The organism is Enterobacter sp. Taxon_8 (assembly GCF_058354585.1).
In genome coordinates this window covers 2,792,856-2,812,904 of record NZ_CM177989.1, presented here as the reverse complement: position 1 = coordinate 2,812,904, position 20,049 = coordinate 2,792,856, and the positions used below count along the sequence as shown (strand labels likewise).

Below are 20,049 nucleotides of genomic sequence, written 5' to 3'. Positions count from 1 at the left end.
ACGCCGTACAGGCGGCGTGAGGAAGAACGCGATACCGTTACCGGCCCGCTTTTAACTTCTGGTAATACTCTTCGTAGAGGCGGCTGGCGTCGCCGACATCGTTCTGCCATTCGCCTTTGCTGATGGTTTCCGCATCCGGGTAGAGCGACTTATCGTTAGCCACTTCCGGCTTCAGCAGCTTGCGTGCGGCCAGGTTTGGCGTCGGGTAGCCAATCGTCTCGGCAACCTGTTTCGCCACGTCCGGGCGCAGCAGGAAGTTAATCAGCTTCAGCGCCCCATCCACATTTTTCGCGTTAGCCGGAATGGAGAGGCTGTCCATCCAGAAGATCCCGCCTTCTTTTGGCCAGACTACCTCAAGCGGCGTACCGGCCTGGCGGGCCACATACGCGGAGCCGTTCCACACCATCCCCAGGTTTACTTCGCCTTCCATATACGGGTTTGCCGGGTTATCAGAGTTGAACGCCGCCACGTTAGGCATCAGCTTTTTCAGCTCGGCATATGCCGCTTCAATCTCTTTAGGATCCGTCGTGTTGCCAGAGTAGCCAAGCTTGCGCAGCGCCACCTGGAAGACTTCGCGCGCGTCGTCGGTCAACAGCAGGCTGCCCTTGTATTCCGGTTTCCACAGATCGGCCCAGCTTGTCACCGATTTCGGATCGACGGCCTCGCTGTTAACGCCAATCGCGGTTGCCCCCCAGATATACGGAATGGAGTAGTCGTTATTCGGGTCGAACGGCTTGTTGAGCATCTCAGGATCGAGGTTTGAAAAATGGGTAAGCTTCGTTTTGTCGATCCTCTGGATCATGCCCTCTTTGCGCATTTTGTCGACAAAGTAGGTGGAAGGAACCACCAGATCGTACGCGCCATCTTTGTAAGTTTTCAGCTTGGCGTACATGGTTTCATTCGACTCGTAGGTCGAGTAGATCACTTTGATGCCCGTCTCCTTTGTGAACTGTTCCAGCAGGCCCGGCGGCACGTACTCAGTCCAGTTGTAGAAGTAGAGCGTTTTGCTGTCATCAGCGTGCGCGGCACCCATGCCGAGCACCAGCGCCGCAGCGGCGAGCATTTTTTTCATTTCATTGTCCCCTGAGATTTTGTTTTATCACGAGCAATAACCTGGCTGGCGATCACCAGAACCAGCGAAAATACCAGCAGAATGGTCGCCAGCGCGTTCACCTCGGGTGAAACGCCGACTTTCACCATCGAATAGATTTTCAACGGCAGAATTTCATAGCTCGGCCCGGTCACGAAGGAGGAGACCACCACGTCATCCATCGACAGGGTAAAGCTCAGCAGCCATCCGGCCGCCACGGCGGGCATCGCCAGCGGCAGGATGATTTTGCGCAGGATTGTCATCTCGCTGGCGCCCAGATCTTTCGCCGCCTCCAGCATGCGCACGTCGAACCCTTTCAGGCGCGCAAAGACGGTCACCACCACAAACGGCAGGCAGAAGGTGATATGGGAAAACAGCAGCGACCAGAAGCCAAGCTGTACGCCCAGCAGCATAAACAGCACCAGCAGCGAAATCGCCATCACGATATCCGGCGACATCATCACCACAAACAGCATGCCGCTGACGAACGGTTTACCGCGAAAGCGGTAGCGGTAGAGCGCCACGGCGGTCAGTGAACCAATTAGCGTGGCGAAGGTGGCGGAGAAGATCGCCATCGTCAGCGAGTGCTGAGCGGCCTGCAGCAGGCTGTCGTTGTTCATCAGCAGGCTGTACCAGCTGGTGGTAAAGCCCTGCCAGTTAATCCCGAAGCGTGAGCTGTTAAACGAGTTCACGATCAAAATAACGATCGGGATATACAGGTAAGCGTAAATGGCGGTCATAAAACCGCCGCGAAGCAGTCGACCGATCATTCGAGTTCCACCTTCTTGTTCAGCAGCCGTGAAGCGCGCCAGTAGACCAGCAGCATCAGACCCATCACCACCGTCAGCGTGATGCTGGTGGCGGACCCGAACGGCCAGTCGCGAATGTTCAGGAACTGACTCTTGATCACATTCCCAATCAGCAGGTTTTTCGCGCCACCCATCAGGTCAGAAACGTAGAACAGACCCATGGCCGGAAGCATTACCAGCAAACAGCCCGCGATAATGCCGGGCATGGTCAACGGGATGATAATGCGGGTAAAGGTCTGGAGCTTGTTGGCACCCAGATCTCTTGCCGCTTCCAGCAGCGGTTTATCCAGCTTCTCTATGCTGGAGTAGAGCGGCATCACCATAAACGGCAGCAGGATATAGACCAGGCCGATAATGACCGCGCTCGGGGTAAACATGATGCGGATCGGCGTATCAATCACCCCCAGCCACAGTAGAAACTCATTGAGGTAGCCTTTGGTGCTGAGGAAGATTTTCAGCCCGTAGATGCGGATTAACGAGTTGGTCCAGAATGGAACAATCAGTAAAAACAGCAGCAGGGGCCGCACCTTTTGCGGCAGGCCCGCGAGGAACCATGCGAAGGGATACCCGAGCACCAGACAGGCAACGGTGGCAATTAGCGCCATATTGAGCGAGTGCAGCAGCACGTCAAAATAGAGCGGATCGAGCAGGCGCGCGTAGTTATCCAGCGTAAAGACCAGCGAAACGAAGTTAGCGTCGTCGCGGGTCAGGAAGCTGGTGGCGATGATCATCAGGTTGGGTAAAAAGACAAACAACACAAGCCAACCGACGATCGTGGCAATCACCACATTCTGGAACTTACTTGTGTTCTTCATCAGCCAGCACAACCTCCCAGCTTTCTACCCAGTTGACAACCATTTTCTGGTCGAGCGAGTGGTCGAAGTCAGGGTCGTCCTCGTTAAAGAACTCGCTGACCATCACCATTTTACCGTTCTCCAGCTCGACGACAGACTCCAGGGTCATCCCTTTGTAGTTGCGCTCGCGGATATAGCCGATTAACCCTTCGGCCTCGGTATTGCCGTGGATTTCATCGACGCGCAGATCTTCCGGGCGCAGCAGAACGTTGAGCTTTTGTCCCTTCTCGACGGGGAAATTCACCGTGATATTGCATTCGCGTCCTTCGACGCTGGCGAGCACGCGCTGGTCGTCCAGACGTTCAATCACCGTGGCGTCAAAGATATTGATCTCGCCAATGAAGCTGGCGACAAACAGGTTCTTCGGCTCTTCGTAGATTTCGCGCGGCGTGCCGTCCTGCTCGATTTTGCCGTCGCGCATCACCACGATGCGGTCTGACATGGTCAGGGCTTCTTCCTGATCGTGGGTGACGAAGACAAAGGTAATGCCGAGCTTGCGCTGCAGGGCTTTGAGCTCGTTCTGCATCTGCTTGCGCAGCTTGTAATCCAGCGCGGAGAGGGATTCATCCAGCAGGAGCAGACGCGGCTTGTTAACCACGGCGCGGGCGATGGCCACGCGCTGCTGCTGGCCGCCGGAAAGCTGATGGGGTTTACGCTGGGCAAACGTCTCAAGCTGAACCATGCGCAGGGCGTCGGTGACGCGCGGTTCGATCTCATGCGCCGGGGTTTTTTGCATCCGCAGGCCAAACGCCACGTTTTCAAAAACGGTCATGTGCGGGAACAGGGCATAGCTCTGAAAGACGGTATTAACGTGGCGATCTTCGGCAGGAACCCGGGTAATGTCCTGGTTCTCTAGATGGATATGGCCGTTATCGACGCTTTCCAGCCCGGCGATAAGGCGCAGTACGGTTGTTTTGCCGCAGCCGGAGGGGCCAAGCAGCGTCAGAAACTCACCGTCATTGATGGTGAGAGTGAGGTCGGAAATAACGTCTTTGCCATCAAAACTTTTACGAATTCGTTCCAGTTTCACCAGCGGTGAACGGGTTTGTGTATTCAATTTTTGCGCTGTCCCATATAGACGCCTCAGGCAGCAGACTGAAGCGGGGTTTGTGTGTAACCACCTTGGTGACTCGTAATGAGGGCGGACATTCTACGGCAATCCCCGGTAATCGCCAATCCTTGTCACTGATTCATAAGCTACATTTACTAACGCATAACGATATAAACGGAAAATATTCTCGTTTGCGGGATAAAAGTGACCTGACGCAATATTTGCGTTTTGATGCTTATTGATAATGTTGTCACAAAAAGTGAGGGTGACTGCATGGATAAATTACTTGAGCGTTTTTTACAGTACGTTTCGCTGGATACCCAATCTAAGCCGGGTGTTCGCCAGGTGCCGAGCACCGAAGGCCAGTGGAAGTTATTAAACCTGCTGAAAGAGCAGCTTGACGCCATGGGGCTGGTCAACGTCACGTTAAGCGAGAAAGGCACTGTGATGGGAACGCTGCCGGCGAATGTCCCGGGTGACATTCCGGCGATTGGCTTTATCTCCCATGTCGACACCTCTCCTGATTTTAGCGGTAAAAATGTGAACCCGCAGATTGTGGAAAATTACCGCGGCGGCGACATTGCGCTGGGCATTGGCGACGAAGTGCTCTCGCCCGTGATGTTCCCGGTGCTGCATCAGCTGCTGGGCCAGACGCTGATCACCACCGACGGGAAAACCCTGCTGGGGGCGGATGACAAAGCGGGGATCGCGGAAATCATGACGGCGCTGGCGGTGCTGAAGGGCAAAGATATTCCGCACGGCGACATCCGCGTGGCCTTTACGCCGGATGAAGAGGTCGGCAAGGGCGCGAAGCACTTCGACGTGGACGCCTTTAACGCCCAGTGGGCCTACACCGTCGACGGTGGCGGCGTCGGTGAGCTGGAATATGAAAACTTCAATGCCGCGTCCGTCACGATCAAAATTGTCGGCAACAACGTTCATCCCGGTTCGGCGAAAGGCGTCATGGTGAACGCGCTGTCGCTGGCGTCGCGAATTCATGCGGAAGTCCCGGCGGAAGAGAGCCCCGAACAGACCGAGGGGTATGAAGGTTTCTATCACCTGACCAGCATCAAAGGCACCGTGGACAGCGCGCAGATGCACTACATCATCCGCGATTTCGACCGTAAAGCCTTTGAGGCACGCAAGCGTAAGATGATGGAGATCGCCAAGAAGGTGGGTAAGGGCCTGCATCCCGATTGCTACATTGAGCTCATCATCGAAGACAGCTATTACAATATGCGCGAGAAGGTGATGGCGCATCCGCATATTCTCGATATCGCCCAGCAGGCGATGCGCGACTGCGATATTGAACCGACATTAAAACCGATTCGTGGCGGCACCGACGGCTCTCAGCTGTCATTCATGGGGCTACCGTGCCCGAACCTGTTTACCGGTGGCTACAACTACCATGGCAAGCATGAGTTTGTGACGCTGGAAGGAATGGAAAAAGCGGTGAAGGTGATAGTGCGGATAGCGGAGTTGACCGCTAAGCGGTAAGAAAAGCCCGGTGGCGAAGCGCCACCGGGCATTAAGGCGACTCAGTCCTCAAAGAACCAGTACCCGCTGTTAACCAGCGCGGCAAGCATCGCGAGGAAAGACGGGTCTTCCAGCGCATCGCCAAAGGTATCGGCAGTCAGCACCAGATGGCTGGCAATGGATTCGAGCGCTGGACGGTGCGGAGAGTCCAGCTTCTCGCCGTTGACGAATACCTCCTCGCCAATGCGCAGCACGCGCAACCCGCCCAGACGTACCAGCTTGTCGCCCTGCTGGAGCGCATCATAAATCTCGTCAGCCTGATAAGGCGGCTCCGGTGGCGCAACGTCCAGCTCATGACGAGACTGGCTGATAAACTCGCCAAACCACTGACGGAAATGTTCCGGTTCGTTGATCAAATCCAGCATCATGCCGCGCAGCTTATCCAGCTCTGCGGGCAGGATATCGGCCGGATGCTCGCGTGCAGGCACATCGGGGTCGCTGTAACGATAGCTGCCCAGCTCGCGTTGCAGAACGTAGTCGGCAAATCCGCTGATCATCTCGCGGCCGCTTGGCGCGCGGAACCCCACGGAGTAGTTGAGGGAGTTTTCCAGGGAGTAACCCTCGTGAGGGAATCCAGGCGGAATGTAGAGAATATCGCCCGGCTCCAGCTCTTCGTCGATAATCCCTTCAAACGGATCAACCTGCAGCAGGTCCGGATGCGGGCAGTGCTGCTTCATCGGCACTTTTTCGCCCACGCGCCAGCGGCGGCGGCCCGTACCCTGAATGATGAATACGTCGTACTGGTCCAGATGCGGACCCACGCCGCCGCCAGGCACGGAGAAGGAGATCATCAGATCGTCCATGCGCCAGTCGGGCAGGGCGCGGAACGGACGCATTAAGGCGGCAGTCGGCTCGTGCCAGTGGTTGACCGCCTGCACCAGCAGCGACCAGTTGTTTTCACCGAGGTGATCGTAGCTTTCGAAAGGACCGTGGCTAACCTGCCATTTCCCGTCCTGGTGGCTGACCAGACGGCTGTCGACTTCGTTTTCCATGGCCAGACCTGCCAGCTCGTCAGGCGAGATAGGGTCGACAAAATTGCTGAATCCGCGTTTCAGAACCACCGGGCGTTTTTGCCAGTAACGTTCAATAAACTCGGGCCAGTTAAGCGTTAAGTGATAATCCATAATTTTTTTATTCCGCAGGCTCTTACTGACTCGGATTATAACGGAAGCTCAGCCCCCCGGCTGCGAGATCCTCGCATTTTTCACATAACGGGTTAACTATCGCTCAATGTGGGCTGCTGGCGACCAAAAATGACCTCCATTCTGGCGCCGCCCAGCAGGCTCTCGCTGGTTTCGATTTTCCCGTCGTACTGGTCGACAATCTCGCGCGCGACGGCTAATCCTACGCCCTGGCCAGGACGTAGCGTATCGGCGCGCTGACCGCGATCGAACACCACGTCACGCTTATTGCGCGGGATCCCCGGACCATCATCCTCAACGATAATATGCAGCTCGGTTTCCGTCTGGCGCGCAGATACTTCCACGAACTCCAGGCAGTATTTGCAGGCGTTATCCAGCAGGTTACCCATCACTTCCATGAAGTCATTTTTTTCACCCACAAAGCTTATCTCTGGCGAGATATCGAGGCTGATATTCACCCCTTTACGCTGATACACCTTGTTGAGGGCGGACGTGAGGTTATCCAGAAGCGGGGCAACCGGGTGCAGCTCGCGGCTCAGCAGCGCGCTGCCGGAACGCATGCTGGCGCGATGCAGGTAATAGCCAATTTGCTGTGAAATACGGCTGATCTGTTCCAGCATCACCGGCTCAGCATCGTCGACGCTCAGCTTCGAACTGCGCATTGAACGGAGGGTACTTTGCATGACCGCGAGCGGGGTTTTCAGGCTGTGGGTCAGGTCGGTAAGCGTCGTACGGTATTTATCATAGCGTTCGCGTTCGCTTTTCAGCAGGCGGTTGAGGTTTCGCACCAGGCTGGTGAGCTCGCGCGTGGTTTCCGGGTTCAGCTTCTCGCGATGATGTTCCTCCAGCTCGCGAACCTCTTTCGCCAGTGATTCAATGGGGCGCAAGCTCCACCATGCCGCCACCCACAGCAGCGGGATCACCAGCAGGAGATTCGCAGCCAGAACATAGATGAACCAGCTCCAGACCATATAAGAACGCTTCAGCTCGACCGGAATGGTGTCGATCACCACAATGGTCAGCTGCGGCATGTTTAGCGTCGCCGGATAGAGGTTAATCGCGACGGAGTGCGTCATCTCCGTTTCGGCATTGTCGGCGCGGATCTCGTTCAGCTTTTGCTGCAGGGAGCGATCTTCACGGATCAGCGAGCTGGTGGTGTTGAGATCGGCTTCAATTTCATGAAACCCGTTGGTTCTGAGCCAGTCCGGACGAATGCTTTTGACCAGCCATGGGATGTCACGCTGCGCCCACAGTAGCTTGCCCTTTTCGTCATAAATCAGGGCCAGCGTTGGACTCTGCTGGTTGAGGTTTTCCGGCATTTCGACGGTGATTTGATTGTTTTCCCACTTCGCCAGGGTATAAAAAAGATTGCTTTCGCCACGCAGCAGCCGAAAGGTGGTTTTATCAAAGCTGACGCTATAGCCCACCAGGGCGACCATGCCGTAGGAGAGTGACAGCACCAGCACGACGGCGGCCGTTGCCAGTAAGAAACGAACCCGCAGCGAGAGGGGCAGAATGTGGCGCAAAATCACTCTCATTTAGCGTAATTCGAACAGGTAGCCCTGACCACGGACGGTGGTGATCACATCCTGCGGATACTGCGCCTGAATTTTCTTGCGCAAACGGCCCATCAGCACGTCAATGGTATGGCTCTCGCGCAGTTCAGCATCAGGGTAAAGCTGGAGCATTAAGGAATCTTTGCTTACCACTTTGCCGTTGTTACGGATCAGCGTTTCCATAATGGTGTATTCGAAGGCGGTGAGCTTGATCACTTCATCATTGATGGATAATTCCCGGCGGGAGAGATCGACCTGGAAAGGCGGGATGGAGATAACCTGAGACGCCAGACCGCTGTTGCGGCGTAACAGCGCCTGCATGCGCGCCGCCACCTCTTCAATATGAAACGGCTTGGTGACGTAATCATCCGCACCCGCGCTCAGCACTTCGACCTTATCCTGCCAGCCTTCACGGGCGGTCAGAACCAGAACCGGTAGGGAGACATCATGGCTGCGCCAGCGGCGAATCAACGACAGACCGTCTTCGTCAGGCAGCCCTAAATCGACAATGGCGATATCCGGCAGGTGTTCATTGAGATAATAATCGGCTTCTTTTGCGTCTTCAGCATCGTCCACCTGATGTCCCATCTCCTGAAGCTGAACCTTCAGGTGATGACGTAGCAATGCGTTATCCTCAACAACCAGTACGCGCATCATCTCTTCTCCCTAAATAATTGGTATGAATAGTTTAACGCTGATTATGTAGTTTGAAACCAGCGTCATGAAATTAAATGACTTTTTTAATGTTCCCAATACCTTGGGGGCGTCCTGGGGGCAAGGCTGTCGGCATCTGATTGTTCAACATGTTGACCTGATCCTGGTTCATATCTCCGATCCACTTCGAATACACCTCGTACACCATACGCGCATCCTCATGACCCATCTGGCTGGCGATAAAGGAAGGGTTAGCACCGGCCATAAGCGTCCAGCAGGCGTATGTGTGTCGGGACTGATAAGGATTTCTCTCACGTATTCCCGAAAGTTTAGTGCCCCGTTTCCATCCATACGAAATCGAGTTTTTCGAAAAAAAGCTCTCATTCACTGACGATTTCTTTTCAGGAGAAAACACAAAACGCAGATTTTGTGGCTCTGTTTTGCCGATTTCCCTGTGATGGAAAATGATCTGCTGCCTTGGGTTATTGCCTGTGATGTCGAACTGCTCCAGCAGCGCATCATGTGCAGGCTTAAGCAGGGTGATCGTTCGTATACCAGCATCTGTTTTCGGCGGCACAAACACCCGCTTGTTCGTCAGGCTTCTTGATACGTGAATTTCACCTTTTCTCAGATCGATATCCTCCCACGCCAGGGCACAGATCTCGCCGGGCCTCATTCCCGTGTGGACGGCTACAATGATGATCAAAGCCAGTTTTCGGGGAAGGGCGGCAATCAGTGCCTGGTACTCATGAAGTAGAAGCGGATCGGGGGCTGCCTTAGATAGCTTGAGCCGGGATACGCCCTCATAAGGAGCGTGTAATATAAACTGACTTCGATTCGCAAGCTTCAGCATTTCTGATAAAACCGCCATCTGTTTATTGACTGTTGAGGGCGCGCGTCCCTTTTTAACCAGGTTAGGCATTGAAGGGTTTAATACGCTGCCGGTCAGCAGCTCTTTGCGGTAATTCAGAATATCGGCGTGCTGAATATCAGCCAGGGGAGTATTTTCTCCCACAACACGTTTCAGTGTGTTAACGGCAGATGTGAGTGAATGCAGCGTAGCCCCTGACACCTCCAGTGCCTTTGTATCAATGAAAAAATCGCTCAGCTCTTTAAATGTCGTGATCCGCTTTATTGATGAGAATTTTTTAAGAGCCTTTGATTCAGGGAATCGCGCCGCGTAGTCGAACTGGCCGAACTGGATCTCACTCACGATGACGGCGCGAAGGTTTCCTGCCTTCTTGATATTACTGCTGTTAACCACCCAGCCACGGAGAACTTCGCGGCAGCGAATGCCGCGATAGGTAAACGTGATCCTGATTTTTCCGTTATGAAGTTCAACGCCGGTTGGAAAGTTCATCATGCTTCCTGAATAAATCTATTAATCAGCGGAAAGTTGTACCAGACCAAAGCGCGTTTGCTTTCTCCACCGGGTACCGCGGGTACTCGCTTAAAATGAACCCCTTCAATCCAGCATCCGAGGCGATAAGCTTTTATTTGCCTGTCATCCAGCCCCGTTTTCTCAGTTAGCTTTCCCGCCACCATCCACTCTTCATCGAAAATGATTTGCGCCATGCTTAACTCCATGACGCCGCCACGATACCGCAGCGGCAGATAGTATATTGATTGTCAAAAATCACCGACCAAGCCCAGGGAGGCATTGCAGATGTCTGGCCCTGGTCATTGCCGTGGCCACATAGCTGCGTGGCCTGTTAACAACCTCGACCGTAATTTTTCTCCCTTGGAGCTTGATGGTGTAAAAAGTCTGTTTGTCACTGCGGCCATGCTCGCCATATTTCTCAAGATGACATTTGAGCGCGGCGGCGCATGCTGGTCCGCCGATGCTGTCTCCCTTGCTACGGTTAATCAGACGCATAGGAGCCTTCCTGATGGTTGATAACGCTGTGTGCAAGCCCGGCGGCCATAGCCGGTAATTCGTCATACTGATTGCAATATGCCGGGTTGGAACATAAGCCCTGTAGCGCTGCAATGGTCAGCTGCTGCAGGTAGGTAACAGAAGAATGCGGAGCGTTTGTTTCAGGTGCTGGTTCGGGCTCTGCTTTCGGCTTTGCAGTAACTGCCGGCGGATCGAGCACGACAGATTTTGGTGGTTCCGGACGTCGGTATTCCACGATCGCATCAAGAGCTATTTTCTGGCGAACGCTGATATCGTCAGACCACTGTTCAAGAATCGTAGTAGCAACGTCCTGTACTTCTTCATCACTGAAATCAGGCGACAGACAGAATTCAGTCGTGGTGATATCTGCAATCAGTAACGGGAAAATATGCTCGATGTCTTTACCCGTGGTGGTGATGAGATTTTCGATATCATCCTGGTCACCGATGTTTGTGCGCCCGGACATTAGCTCGTTTAATGCATGGGCAATTTCAATCTCGCGAACACTTAGCGCTGGTGGCACTTCCTGTTTTTCGACTTCATTTGAGGGGGCGGTATTTATCAGTGCATCGACAGAAAAGACGCCTCCTCCCAGGTTCTCCACTTTCGGCTGGTCCGTGGGCTGCTGCACTGGCGCAGAGCTCTGAGCGAATGCCTCATTGAGTTCTTTGTCGAGCTGCGCAGCTTTGGCAGGGCAAACTGCTGGTGGCTGAGTTTCGCCAGGTACAGGCGGTTTGGCTTCATCATGTTCGTTTCCCTCATGATTGGCGCGAGATTTTGGACGACAAGCCATATCAACCGTTTTCTGTTCTGGGTGCGCGTGATTACATTCAACTAACTCACGATTGATGTACTCGCGCAATGCGACAGGATCTATCCAAAGTTCTTCCGGAGCTGATTTAATCAAGGCGATGATGGCTGCGCGGGAATAATCCAAAATACCGGGGGTACCGCGCAGTTTTTTCCACCATGCAGTAAAGCGGGGATCCTGTTCTGCTTCGGCCATGGCTTTCGCCGGAATCAATAATCTGTTCGGGATCCAGTAAATGTCGATCTCGTCGTACATGCCCAGAATTGCAACAGCAACCTCTATCTTGAGCGTAGACAGGTTGTGCACCAGATCCGGGCTACGGTCTGTCTTGTTTCCTCCACCCAGAGTGGAGCCAGTGTCTGTGCAGTTTTCTGCGGTGGTAGTGCTTACAACCTGAGGTCGCTTTTCAATCGGCGTATCGATCCATTTAGCGATCTGCTTTTTAATGTCCGGCCACTGTGCAGAGTCTTTTGTGTTCTCACGTATCCATGCGAGCAGCTGCTCCTGCCGTTCCGGAGCCAGAGCCAGCGCGCGGGTCTCTTTCGCCAGTGCATCTGCCAGTTCTCGGGTAAAACTGCTAGCATCATCGTTAATCAGGTCTACGATCTGGCCGTACTGCGCCGTAGTGATTCCAGGGACCGGGCCGAACAGTGCCAGACATGCTGCGCGGGATGCCTGGTCGAGCCGTGCAACAGTTTTAATTTCTTCCACTGCCTTGTTGTCGTCCCATTCCGTCTTTTCCTCAGATTCAGGCTGTGGTGCCGCAGCTGGTTCACCTCGGTTGGTATTCCAGACAACGTGCTCACCAAAGAAGTCAGAGCTAAACACATCAAGCTCAGGGCAGGGGAGTTCTTCATGGTGCTCCCATATTTTCACCTTGAAATAATCATCAATATGTTCAGGATGTTCAGCTGCCAGCTTGCCGAAAATAACAGCTTCTGCAATGGCTTTTGTGGCCGAGTTTACTGCTGTAGCAAGCGGTTTTAAATCTGGGTGTTTTTTCAATGCTTTATCTTTTGGGAAATAAGCACCGCCGAATATTTTTAATTCAACAGACATAATTACCTCTATAATTATAGGGGGTGATTTTTAGCGATATGGTTTTCGAATAACGCGCTTTACATTTTTTAACGCGTTACGCCTTTCTCTTTTTTCATTGCATTGCTCACATAAATAAATCGTGCGCTTAAAGGGGTATATGTCTGTTTTCCTTTCATGCATTTCCGATTTTTTATATTCGTGGCAGCAAACAGCGCAATGACAAATGATGTCATCCATATCAGTTAAGTTGTTGGCGTTTGTGATCGTAATAAGACATGCCACAAGCGTTCTGCGCTTCTGCAAAATTCACACACAGCAAGCTAATGTGCTTAACAGCGCAAACCGGGCAATGAAACTCACCGAATACGTAGCCACCGTCTAGCACGACGGTTACAGGGCCTGAATATGGCACATGAACCACACCTGAAATGGCACCGTTAATATTAAAAGTGGCAATTTCTTTATTTACGATAACAATATTAAGCTCAACAGTTGCAACGCTTACTTTCATTTTAAGCTCCTTAGTTCGGGGTGTGAAACTCCCTGCCGTTTAAAGCATGGTTTTTAATCGTATATAATTAAATGACAGTCAGGTTATTGCGTTTTTATCGATGCTATTAACAGTCAGAGTTCAGGGTTGCCTTTTTGAGCAAGAAAATAACAAAGTTGTCGAAGTTTTATTTCAAACCAGTTAAGGCGGACTGCCTGTTGCCGTGATGGTTGACGATTAAAGTCTGTCATAATGAATCCCCTATTAAGGTTATTAACAGCCATCTAGAATTTTCGATTGTCCACAACTGGAAGCACACTCCGCCAGCTAACAAACCAATCCCCATTAGTGACAGAGTGGAATGCGCTTCCATGTTGTGGACGATTCATCTGCCCTGGTCCGGCGGCGCCACCTCGCCAGGGCAGATGTAAAGGGCAGTTACGCTGCCATGCGGCTTATTGGTCTGCGCAGGTATTTCATGTCCTGCATCGCGGGGTTTGCTCTCCGCCCCAGGTTCTCCCCGCTATGCTTTAGCGCGCAACCTGAGAAAACCGCCTTCAAGCCTTTGGCTTACGCCACATTCATGAAACTGCCTGGACGAACTCGGAAAAGCTCAGTGCTTCTTCACCTTCCGCCAGACTGTTGAAATACTCTTCGTATGCTTTTTCCATCTCGAACCCCTGTTGCTGCTTTGCTCGGCTTATCACCCTTATCGCCGGGTAGGCGGAACGTTTACTGATTACTGCGTGTTTTGTTGGTCTAAGTTTATAAACAAATAAACCAACATGTAAAGTTAATAGTAAACAAAAAGGCGTGAAAAATTGGATGTGGTTGAATTTGGAGAAAAAAAAGACCGCAACAGGCGGTCTATATAGGGGAGTTAGTCTATTTCGAGGTCTTTGAGCATCTGAAGGATTTCTTGTTTGCTCTTGCCTTTCAGCCTTGCCTTGAGCTCATTGTCAATGGAGTTAACTTGGGCCCTGAGGTTTACCATGTGCTGCTCTTTTTCCCATTCAGCAAGGCTGTCGAAAAGGTCTAGTAATTCTTCATGGCGCGCGTCAAATGGGCGAGGGGATCTTATATCTTCACCCATAGGTTCTTCATCAAGATAACCAGGAGCCATGCCGTAATCTCGTTCAATACGGCGCGCAGCTCTCTCGCCGAACGACGCTTTGCCGTTGATCAGCTGTGAAAGGTAGCTCTTCTCTTTCTCCGGCAGGGTTCTGCTGGAAAACCATGCCGCTAGGCGCTTACGCCTGATTTCTTTTGTGTCCATGCAGTCATTTTGATTAGTAATTTCTAAACAAGCAAAAACTTGACATCAATGTTTAGTATTTTATAAACTTACAACTCAACACACAGGAGCAATTATGCAACTCAATGACTTTTTGAAAGCCGGTGGGCCAAAGATCCGCAAGGCGCTGGAGCAACACCTTGGGATATCGAAATCTTACCTCTCCCAACTTGCAACGGGGAGGGCTGCTATTTCGCCAAGTCGATGCATCGTTATCGAAACCTTTACCGATGGAAAGGTTTCTCGTTCTGACATGCGGCCAAGCGATTGGGCTGAAATTTGGCCTGATTACAAGCCAAAAAATAACACAACAGCTTAGGAGGATACTGACTGATGGAAATCAAAAAACTGGCATGTGAGCTGGAGTCATGGGCACAGGAAAAGGGCTGGAAGACGGTTACACAGCTGATAACCCCGCATCACTTTGGCGATCTGCTTCAGCCACTGGATAACGTGACGGACTCAGACGAGTACGCGCGCCGACTGCACAACAACAAGCAGATTATCCAGCGTGCATTCCGCAACGATACGCCTAACTACCTGAAACAGGCGGAAGTCCTGAGCTATGCCATCCGCACCGCCATTGATAACGAACTGGAGCAGAAAGACTGCATGCTCTACCGGGCTGCCAGGGTTAACAAAGAATGTATCGAAGCCACCAACGCGGTCTTCACCGGCAAACCGCAACCGGTAATCAGGCGAGAAACTCTGGAAGCGATAGACGCGCTGGCGCAGTTGGTGGGCGTAAAGGTTCAAATCATGAACAGCCATCGGGCTGCATAACGTTCTGGAGGCAACTATGCGTACTTCTCAGGAATTAGCGAGCGCACTGGCAGAGCGCATGAAAAACGCGATGAATAACCGACCCGCTCAGGAGCCAGTGGATCGCCGCGGTGAAATCATTTCAGGGAAGCGATACCGCGACGAACGCGGGCGCATGGTGACTGTTTTACGTGCATCCCAGCTCCGCGTGTCATATCGCCGGGAGGGGCACACCGGCGTCAGTGAAACAGGGCGCCGAGAGTTTGAAATTAAGTTCACTGAGGTGAAGTCGTGAGCGTGAAATTATCTTCTTGGGTGTGGGACGGTTGTGCCGCACATGGTGTCAAGGGCATAAAACTGCTGGTTATGGCTCGCCTGGCCGATTTTAGCTCGGATGAGGGTGTGTGCTGGCCGTCTGTTGCCACCATTTCCCGCCAGCTTGGGGCCGGGCGAAGTACTGTGATAACTGCGATAACCCAGCTTGAGGCAGACGGATGGTTAACCCGTACCGAACGTCGAAACGGCCAGCGCAGCGGCACTAATTTATACACGCTGAATGCTGAAAAATTACGCACGGCGGCAGCATATTTTCAGAGTTCAGATTCTGAACGTTCAAAATCTGGACACCAATTAAACAAGGGGTTAGCCAACCCTGATGATTCAGATTCTGAACATTCAGGTTCTGAACGTTCAAATCCCGAACGTTCAGAAAACGCGAATAAACAGGGTTCTCAGGGTTCAGAATCTGGACACGATCCGTCAGTAACTACAGATCCATCATTAAAACAGATCTCTTCGTCCGGAAATTCTGGCGAATCTCCAGACGGCGAAGATTCAGCCAAAAAAATACCGGCCGCGAAAAAATGGGGCACACCAGAAGATCATCAATGCGCAAGCTGGATATTTTCCAGGATCCGAACTCTGTATGAACAAGCAGCCGAAACCGATGGTGAAGTTGCTCGACCCAGAGAACCAAACTGGAACGCATGGGCAAACGAGATCCGGCTGATGCGCACTATCGACGGGCGCACACACCGCCAGATTTGCGACATGTTCAAGCGAGTCCAGAGCGACCCGTTCTGGTGCCGAAACGTGCTAAGCCCGGCGAAGTTGCGTGAAAAATGGGATGACCTGGTACTGAAACTGGCACCTGTCGCTCCCAGTGGAGTGATGCGCAGTTCCTTTGACGATGAATATTACAAAAACGACATTGAGGCCGCGGCAAAAGCGGGCTTCAGGGTCTGATCTAACTGAATTTTATCAGGAGAATATTTATGGAAACCGTACTTGATGCACTGAAAGCCATGAAAAAAGCGACATATCGCGAGGTTGCTGCCCGTCTGGAAATCGAGCCCGTTGAAGCGCTGAACATGCTGCGTGAGCAGAAAGAACAGGGTTTATGTGATTTTTATGATGGGGCATGGTCTCTTGGTACCGTGAAAGAGCAGGCCAAGCAGCCGACCAAACCGCAGGCAACGGCGCCAGCACATCAGGCTCCGCGCCTGAAAGGTGATGAACCAGCACCGGTTGATGCTGTGGCTATCCGCCAGTTGCTTGGAAAGAGCGGCGCTATGACCACCTCGGCGCTGGCTGCAGCTGTAAATCGTAATGCCCGCGGCATGGTCTCAGTAATGCAGTCTTTTGAGCGCCAGGGCGTGGTTATCAAAAATGGGAAAGGGAAGGGCGTGACATGGTCTCTTTCTGGAACTGGTGAGGCCGCAGGTGTTCCAGCCGAAGCTGCACAGCCAAAAAAAACAACGGCAGAAATTATTGGGGATATCCCAGCTTTCGCCAGCCGTCCGGATGATCTGATCATTCCGTCATCGCGTTATATCTCGACTGAAATCCGCCGCACGAAAGCGAAGCTGGCAAATCTGCAGCGTCTGCAGGGTGCCGCTCGCGAGCTGCGCCGCCACAAACATCTGCTGCAGGGGCTGGGAAATGACTGATTTACCGAAATGCCCTGAATGCGGCATGGCTCCTTCACTGAAGGTCCGCAGCCGCGGGATGAACTGGGGTTCGGCAGAGGTCCGCTGTTCGAACGGTTGCCCAGGCATCCGCGCTGGATTTTCGTTCCCGCCTGATGGAGAGGCAGCGGCCCGGCTGTTGCTTCAAGAAAAATGGAAAGAGCTTGTGGGAGGAATCAACGATGCCACGACCAAAAACTCATGAAGAGCGAACGGTGATGATTAACCGGATTATCGAACTGGTGAAAGAACATGGGCGCATCACAACAAATGACGTCGTCGCGATGTTTGACCTGCATCGAACCACGGCGGAGAAGTACATCCGGATCGCAGTTCAGCGTGGAGAGCTTATCCGTTACGGTCGCTGCGGTATATTCCGTGACGGGCGGGCAATCATCGATTTTGACCTGAAGCGATTTTCGCATAGTAAGGTGGTGGCATGAGTGCATATCTTAAACTCACTGATGTCTAAATCAATGATGGGGCTAATGGTCAGAGCATGGAATAAGGAACTTAGAAACCTGGAGTTAAATATGGGCAACAAAAACGCCGAACAGTTTTGCGCGTGAGTTAGCAGCGGTAAGCCTTGAAGTGGATAAAGATGTGCTCCATGTGGTTGAGGCTGAAATTCGCAACCAGAAAGTAGTTGCGGACAGGGGGAGAAAATCCACAGCTGGTAGATGCCCAACACGCTATATTCTTGGTATGGATTAATGTTCTTGGCCATTAAGCATATAAATTGAAGCACTCAACCTTCAAAAATACGTACTATCATGCAGGGATGATGTATCCTGAAAGCAGGAGCACCCTATGATTAAGGATAAGACTATGCGCAGGATTGAAAACCGTGAAAAGCCCGACAATAGCATCATGACAAAGATAGTGATTACATTATGGATAATCACCATAATCCCCTTTATCATTCTTTTTGTCGTGTACTCTGGGAACCCGGATTCATCCTTACTGATTTACCTGTCTGAAGTAACCCGTGGCTTACCCATGCTGCACTCTGCAAATAATCCGCTTCTGAGTTCGGTTATGAATGCCTGGTGTAAAACAGCACCGTTCTGGGGTGTTGTTGCGTTTATCATTACTTATAAACATATAAAGATTAACAGGGAACAGACCATTGGTGTGATGCTCAGGATAGTTGTGCTGTTTTCAGCCCTGTATCTGCCCATCATGTACATGTTACTTCTCCACTCTGCAGAAATGACAGAATCCGGAAAGCTGTACAGGATCATGTCGCAAAATGATTACTTCCTGGTGACGTTATTTATAGCAATATACTCTGTCTGCTATACCTATACCGCTTATTATTTAGTTGTCCTTGCGGCAACCTTTAAGTCATTCCGTCAGGGACGGAAAGCTTCATTGTAATAGTTATAGAAGCTCCGAATTCCGGAATTAAAAAAGCAGGCGGAAAACGCCTGCTTTTTTTACATTAATGTGCCGGGCTAATCAGCCAGTTATTGATCTTGTCAGCAAACTGGTCATCAATCAGTGATGCCGCCAGCGAAATCCCGATGATCCCCAGTACAGTGATCGCGGTGACTGGCAAGCCTGGTACCGAGGCAAGGAGCATGGACAGCGACGCAAGTATGCTCAGGGCAAAACCGGTGGCAAAGCCACTCAGCACCCAGGACTCAACTTCAAGCAGTACCGGTTTCCAGTCACCGGTATCAACGGCTACCAGAGATTTTTGTCTGAGTTTCTCGATCTTCATGATGATATCAGCAGAGGAAAAAGCTTTACCGAGGAAACCGTATTTGTAAGCCATATCCTGAGCATTCAGGTAACGCCAGGCATTCTCCAGAGCAGTTTTGTCACCAGCACTGACCTTCATTTTCGGATTGGATAGAACCCGGTTTAAGGTAGCCATTGCCGCGTCAATATTCCTGATGCGTTTCCCCTGGAAGTTTTTAATGTCCGCCGCGATTTCATTTGCCAGGCTCTGGTATTTATTACCCAGAGTTTCACTGAGATCCTTTCCTGCAGCCACAATAACATCGCTGGCCTGGGCCAGTAAGTTGCTTTCCTGGTCAAGCTTAAAATTAATAAAATCTTTTATTAATTTTTTGACTTGGTTACGGGTGGTATCCTTCGGCCCCTTCCAGTTGTTAAACTGGACGTCGATATTATTGGGATCGCCATTATTTACTGTAATATCGAAGGGCTTGCTAGGGTACATATCAAGATACAACCGGTAAGTATAAGGCCCTGTAATGTTAAGGCTTTCAACGTAACCGGAGCGGTATGCACCCGATTTAGGATCATACGTAAATAAATCGGTGATGCCTGTCGTCGCAATTTCCAGCGGAGCAGGAGCAGTCCGGTGGCCAGAGAACTTGTTCTGGTCAGCACGGTAGACTCCAGTTGGAAAATCCCCGATCGACAGTGTAGTACCCGCAGCATCAACGCCCATAACCAGCCCGCTCAGACCAATCGCTCTGGCTTGATCTGCATTTAACTCAGTGACTGATATCGACATGACCCCGGATTTTGAAATGCTCTGAATCGTGAGTTTCGCATAGGGATTAATCCGGCGAGCGGCGAGGATCATATCTGCCAGCTTCTGACGGATGGCCGGGTTGTTTCTAATTGTATTAATCTGCTGTTGCTCAGGCGTCCCTTGGCTACCGGTACTGTTGCTGCCTCCGTTATCACGGTTCCCCGAGTTTCCGGTTGAACCCCCACCAGGCGGTGTGCTTCCCCTTTCTTTGCTCCAGCTGGTTCCATCACCATAACCACCATAATTAAATCCAGGCATAATTTGATTCCTCTTTGACGGTAAAATTTAAAAAATAACTGTATATATAAACATGTAAATATATACAGTTCGTGAATACTACGCCGCAGTTTTTCAAGTGTCAATGGCAGATTTTTGGGTGTAACTGGAAGGAAAATATTCTGCTAAGCTACTGATAGGGATGTAGTTTATAAAAATAGATGGCTTATATAAAATCCTCACTAACGTTTGTGTTTTCCTTGTTAACGATGTTGCCGATGCACGTCACTTACACACCTCAAACGCCATGAGTGAGGCTATCTCTGAAACTTACATTGATGGCTATGAAGGAAGGATGTGAGTAGTA

23 protein-coding genes are annotated in these 20,049 nt (G+C 51.6%); 9 read left to right on the top strand and 14 right to left on the bottom strand.

From position 1 onward, the window contains the following. Positions 1-37 precede the first annotated feature (37 nt). The 4 genes from potD to potA are packed head-to-tail and all read right to left on the bottom strand — an operon-like array spanning position 38 to position 3,840. Positions 38-1,072: a spermidine/putrescine ABC transporter substrate-binding protein PotD gene (potD, locus tag AC4IBF_RS13400; protein WP_133294177.1), complete on the bottom strand. Its 1,035-nt coding sequence runs from the start codon at positions 1,070-1,072 to the stop codon at positions 38-40. Further along, positions 1,069-1,860, bottom strand: a complete 792-nt coding sequence (gene potC, locus AC4IBF_RS13395; protein WP_033145228.1) for a spermidine/putrescine ABC transporter permease PotC — start codon at positions 1,858-1,860, stop codon at positions 1,069-1,071. Before potC ends, potD begins: the two co-directional genes overlap by 4 nt. Continuing rightward, complete coding sequence (potB, locus tag AC4IBF_RS13390; RefSeq protein ID WP_143344941.1) at positions 1,857-2,714, bottom strand: spermidine/putrescine ABC transporter permease PotB; 858 nt, start codon at positions 2,712-2,714, stop codon at positions 1,857-1,859. Before potB ends, potC begins: the two co-directional genes overlap by 4 nt. Continuing rightward, positions 2,698-3,840 (bottom strand): spermidine/putrescine ABC transporter ATP-binding protein PotA, encoded by a 1,143-nt coding sequence (gene potA, locus AC4IBF_RS13385; RefSeq protein WP_181574049.1) that lies wholly within the window; start codon positions 3,838-3,840, stop codon positions 2,698-2,700. The genes potB and potA overlap by 17 nt, the downstream gene beginning before the upstream one ends. A 237-nt stretch (positions 3,841-4,077) precedes the next feature. Here potA and pepT point away from each other — a divergent pair, with 237 nt between their 5' ends. Further along, positions 4,078-5,301, top strand: coding sequence for a peptidase T (pepT, locus tag AC4IBF_RS13380; protein WP_133294179.1), 1,224 nt, complete (start codon positions 4,078-4,080; stop codon positions 5,299-5,301). Between the two features lie 41 nt (positions 5,302-5,342). Here the strand turns inward: pepT and AC4IBF_RS13375 are convergent, their stop codons facing one another. The 9 genes from AC4IBF_RS13375 to AC4IBF_RS13335 all read right to left on the bottom strand — a co-directional run bounded on the left by AC4IBF_RS13375 (position 5,343) and on the right by AC4IBF_RS13335 (position 14,207). After that, complete coding sequence (locus tag AC4IBF_RS13375) at positions 5,343-6,464, bottom strand: ribosomal protein uL16 3-hydroxylase (RefSeq protein ID WP_111965561.1); 1,122 nt, start codon at positions 6,462-6,464, stop codon at positions 5,343-5,345. A gap of 92 nt (positions 6,465-6,556) precedes the next feature. Then, a complete protein-coding gene (phoQ, locus tag AC4IBF_RS13370; protein WP_133294180.1) occupies positions 6,557-8,020 on the bottom strand; it encodes a two-component system sensor histidine kinase PhoQ in 1,464 nt (487 codons plus the stop codon). After that, positions 8,021-8,692, bottom strand: a complete 672-nt coding sequence (gene phoP / locus AC4IBF_RS13365) for a two-component system response regulator PhoP (RefSeq protein WP_024908594.1) — start codon at positions 8,690-8,692, stop codon at positions 8,021-8,023. Positions 8,693-8,765: 73 nt separating this feature from the next. Continuing rightward, positions 8,766-10,052 carry a site-specific integrase gene (locus AC4IBF_RS13360; protein ID WP_213374010.1) on the bottom strand — a complete coding sequence of 429 codons (1,287 nt, stop codon included), beginning with the start codon at positions 10,050-10,052 and terminating at the stop codon, positions 8,766-8,768. Next, positions 10,052-10,267, bottom strand: a complete 216-nt coding sequence (gene xisR, locus AC4IBF_RS13355) for an excisionase family protein (RefSeq protein ID WP_010429804.1) — start codon at positions 10,265-10,267, stop codon at positions 10,052-10,054. The genes AC4IBF_RS13360 and xisR overlap by 1 nt, the downstream gene beginning before the upstream one ends. Before the next feature lie 61 nt (positions 10,268-10,328). Beyond that, a complete protein-coding gene (locus AC4IBF_RS13350; protein ID WP_157188947.1) occupies positions 10,329-10,568 on the bottom strand; it encodes a DUF4060 family protein in 240 nt (79 codons plus the stop codon). Further along, the gene (locus tag AC4IBF_RS13345; protein ID WP_491462905.1) at positions 10,555-12,459 is read right to left on the bottom strand and encodes a RecE-related exodeoxyribonuclease; all 1,905 of its coding nucleotides are present in this window, start codon (positions 12,457-12,459) and stop codon (positions 10,555-10,557) included. Before AC4IBF_RS13345 ends, AC4IBF_RS13350 begins: the two co-directional genes overlap by 14 nt. Before the next feature lie 220 nt (positions 12,460-12,679). Further along, positions 12,680-12,952: a hypothetical protein gene (locus AC4IBF_RS13340; RefSeq protein ID WP_491462904.1), complete on the bottom strand. Its 273-nt coding sequence runs from the start codon at positions 12,950-12,952 to the stop codon at positions 12,680-12,682. A gap of 859 nt (positions 12,953-13,811) precedes the next feature. Next, positions 13,812-14,207: a hypothetical protein gene (locus AC4IBF_RS13335; RefSeq protein ID WP_236903562.1), complete on the bottom strand. Its 396-nt coding sequence runs from the start codon at positions 14,205-14,207 to the stop codon at positions 13,812-13,814. A 94-nt stretch (positions 14,208-14,301) separates the two neighbouring features. Here AC4IBF_RS13335 and AC4IBF_RS13330 point away from each other — a divergent pair, with 94 nt between their 5' ends. From AC4IBF_RS13330 to cui, 8 genes are all read left to right on the top strand, one after another. Beyond that, positions 14,302-14,544: a transcriptional regulator gene (locus AC4IBF_RS13330; protein WP_491462903.1), complete on the top strand. Its 243-nt coding sequence runs from the start codon at positions 14,302-14,304 to the stop codon at positions 14,542-14,544. Positions 14,545-14,558: 14 nt separating this feature from the next. Beyond that, positions 14,559-15,008, top strand: coding sequence for a toxin YdaT family protein (locus AC4IBF_RS13325; protein WP_491462902.1), 450 nt, complete (start codon positions 14,559-14,561; stop codon positions 15,006-15,008). A gap of 16 nt (positions 15,009-15,024) precedes the next feature. After that, positions 15,025-15,282 (top strand): DUF4222 domain-containing protein, encoded by a 258-nt coding sequence (locus AC4IBF_RS13320; RefSeq protein ID WP_059310208.1) that lies wholly within the window; start codon positions 15,025-15,027, stop codon positions 15,280-15,282. Beyond that, entirely contained in the window at positions 15,279-16,232 is a 954-nt protein-coding gene (locus tag AC4IBF_RS13315) for a helix-turn-helix domain-containing protein (protein ID WP_491462901.1), read from the top strand. The genes AC4IBF_RS13320 and AC4IBF_RS13315 overlap by 4 nt, the downstream gene beginning before the upstream one ends. A gap of 29 nt (positions 16,233-16,261) precedes the next feature. Then, positions 16,262-16,936, top strand: coding sequence for a DUF1627 domain-containing protein (locus AC4IBF_RS13310; protein ID WP_491462900.1), 675 nt, complete (start codon positions 16,262-16,264; stop codon positions 16,934-16,936). Continuing rightward, the gene (locus AC4IBF_RS13305) at positions 16,929-17,159 is read left to right on the top strand and encodes a hypothetical protein (RefSeq protein WP_491462899.1); all 231 of its coding nucleotides are present in this window, start codon (positions 16,929-16,931) and stop codon (positions 17,157-17,159) included. Before AC4IBF_RS13310 ends, AC4IBF_RS13305 begins: the two co-directional genes overlap by 8 nt. Next, positions 17,137-17,397 carry a DUF977 family protein gene (locus tag AC4IBF_RS13300; RefSeq protein ID WP_257246975.1) on the top strand — a complete coding sequence of 87 codons (261 nt, stop codon included), beginning with the start codon at positions 17,137-17,139 and terminating at the stop codon, positions 17,395-17,397. Before AC4IBF_RS13305 ends, AC4IBF_RS13300 begins: the two co-directional genes overlap by 23 nt. A gap of 367 nt (positions 17,398-17,764) precedes the next feature. Continuing rightward, the gene (gene cui, locus AC4IBF_RS13295; protein ID WP_491462898.1) at positions 17,765-18,334 is read left to right on the top strand and encodes a colicin immunity protein Cui; all 570 of its coding nucleotides are present in this window, start codon (positions 17,765-17,767) and stop codon (positions 18,332-18,334) included. Between the two features lie 64 nt (positions 18,335-18,398). Here cui and AC4IBF_RS13290 read toward each other — a convergent pair whose 3' ends face one another. Next, positions 18,399-19,724 carry a colicin-like pore-forming protein gene (locus AC4IBF_RS13290; protein WP_491462897.1) on the bottom strand — a complete coding sequence of 442 codons (1,326 nt, stop codon included), beginning with the start codon at positions 19,722-19,724 and terminating at the stop codon, positions 18,399-18,401. Between the last annotated feature and the right edge of the window lie 325 nt (positions 19,725-20,049).

Bases quoted from the DNA above. Each gene is read 5' to 3' on its own strand.
- potD (WP_133294177.1), bottom strand. From the start codon at position 1,072: ATGAAAAAAATGCTCGCCGCTGCGGCGCTGGTGCTCGGCATGGGTGCC.
- potC (WP_033145228.1), bottom strand. From the start codon at position 1,860: ATGATCGGTCGACTGCTTCGCGGCGGTTTTATGACCGCCATTTACGCT.
- potB (WP_143344941.1), bottom strand. From the start codon at position 2,714: ATGAAGAACACAAGTAAGTTCCAGAATGTGGTGATTGCCACGATCGTC.
- pepT (WP_133294179.1), top strand. From the start codon at position 4,078: ATGGATAAATTACTTGAGCGTTTTTTACAGTACGTTTCGCTGGATACC.
- AC4IBF_RS13375 (WP_111965561.1), bottom strand. From the start codon at position 6,464: ATGGATTATCACTTAACGCTTAACTGGCCCGAGTTTATTGAACGTTAC.
- phoQ (WP_133294180.1), bottom strand. From the start codon at position 8,020: ATGAGAGTGATTTTGCGCCACATTCTGCCCCTCTCGCTGCGGGTTCGT.
- phoP (WP_024908594.1), bottom strand. From the start codon at position 8,692: ATGCGCGTACTGGTTGTTGAGGATAACGCATTGCTACGTCATCACCTG.
- AC4IBF_RS13360 (WP_213374010.1), bottom strand. From the start codon at position 10,052: ATGAACTTTCCAACCGGCGTTGAACTTCATAACGGAAAAATCAGGATC.
- xisR (WP_010429804.1), bottom strand. From the start codon at position 10,267: ATGGCGCAAATCATTTTCGATGAAGAGTGGATGGTGGCGGGAAAGCTA.
- AC4IBF_RS13350 (WP_157188947.1), bottom strand. From the start codon at position 10,568: ATGCGTCTGATTAACCGTAGCAAGGGAGACAGCATCGGCGGACCAGCA.
- AC4IBF_RS13345 (WP_491462905.1), bottom strand. From the start codon at position 12,459: ATGTCTGTTGAATTAAAAATATTCGGCGGTGCTTATTTCCCAAAAGAT.
- AC4IBF_RS13340 (WP_491462904.1), bottom strand. From the start codon at position 12,952: ATGAAAGTAAGCGTTGCAACTGTTGAGCTTAATATTGTTATCGTAAAT.
- AC4IBF_RS13335 (WP_236903562.1), bottom strand. From the start codon at position 14,207: ATGGACACAAAAGAAATCAGGCGTAAGCGCCTAGCGGCATGGTTTTCC.
- AC4IBF_RS13330 (WP_491462903.1), top strand. From the start codon at position 14,302: ATGCAACTCAATGACTTTTTGAAAGCCGGTGGGCCAAAGATCCGCAAG.
- AC4IBF_RS13325 (WP_491462902.1), top strand. From the start codon at position 14,559: ATGGAAATCAAAAAACTGGCATGTGAGCTGGAGTCATGGGCACAGGAA.
- AC4IBF_RS13320 (WP_059310208.1), top strand. From the start codon at position 15,025: ATGCGTACTTCTCAGGAATTAGCGAGCGCACTGGCAGAGCGCATGAAA.
- AC4IBF_RS13310 (WP_491462900.1), top strand. From the start codon at position 16,262: ATGGAAACCGTACTTGATGCACTGAAAGCCATGAAAAAAGCGACATAT.
- AC4IBF_RS13305 (WP_491462899.1), top strand. From the start codon at position 16,929: ATGACTGATTTACCGAAATGCCCTGAATGCGGCATGGCTCCTTCACTG.
- AC4IBF_RS13300 (WP_257246975.1), top strand. From the start codon at position 17,137: ATGCCACGACCAAAAACTCATGAAGAGCGAACGGTGATGATTAACCGG.
- cui (WP_491462898.1), top strand. From the start codon at position 17,765: ATGATTAAGGATAAGACTATGCGCAGGATTGAAAACCGTGAAAAGCCC.
- AC4IBF_RS13290 (WP_491462897.1), bottom strand. From the start codon at position 19,724: ATGCCTGGATTTAATTATGGTGGTTATGGTGATGGAACCAGCTGGAGC.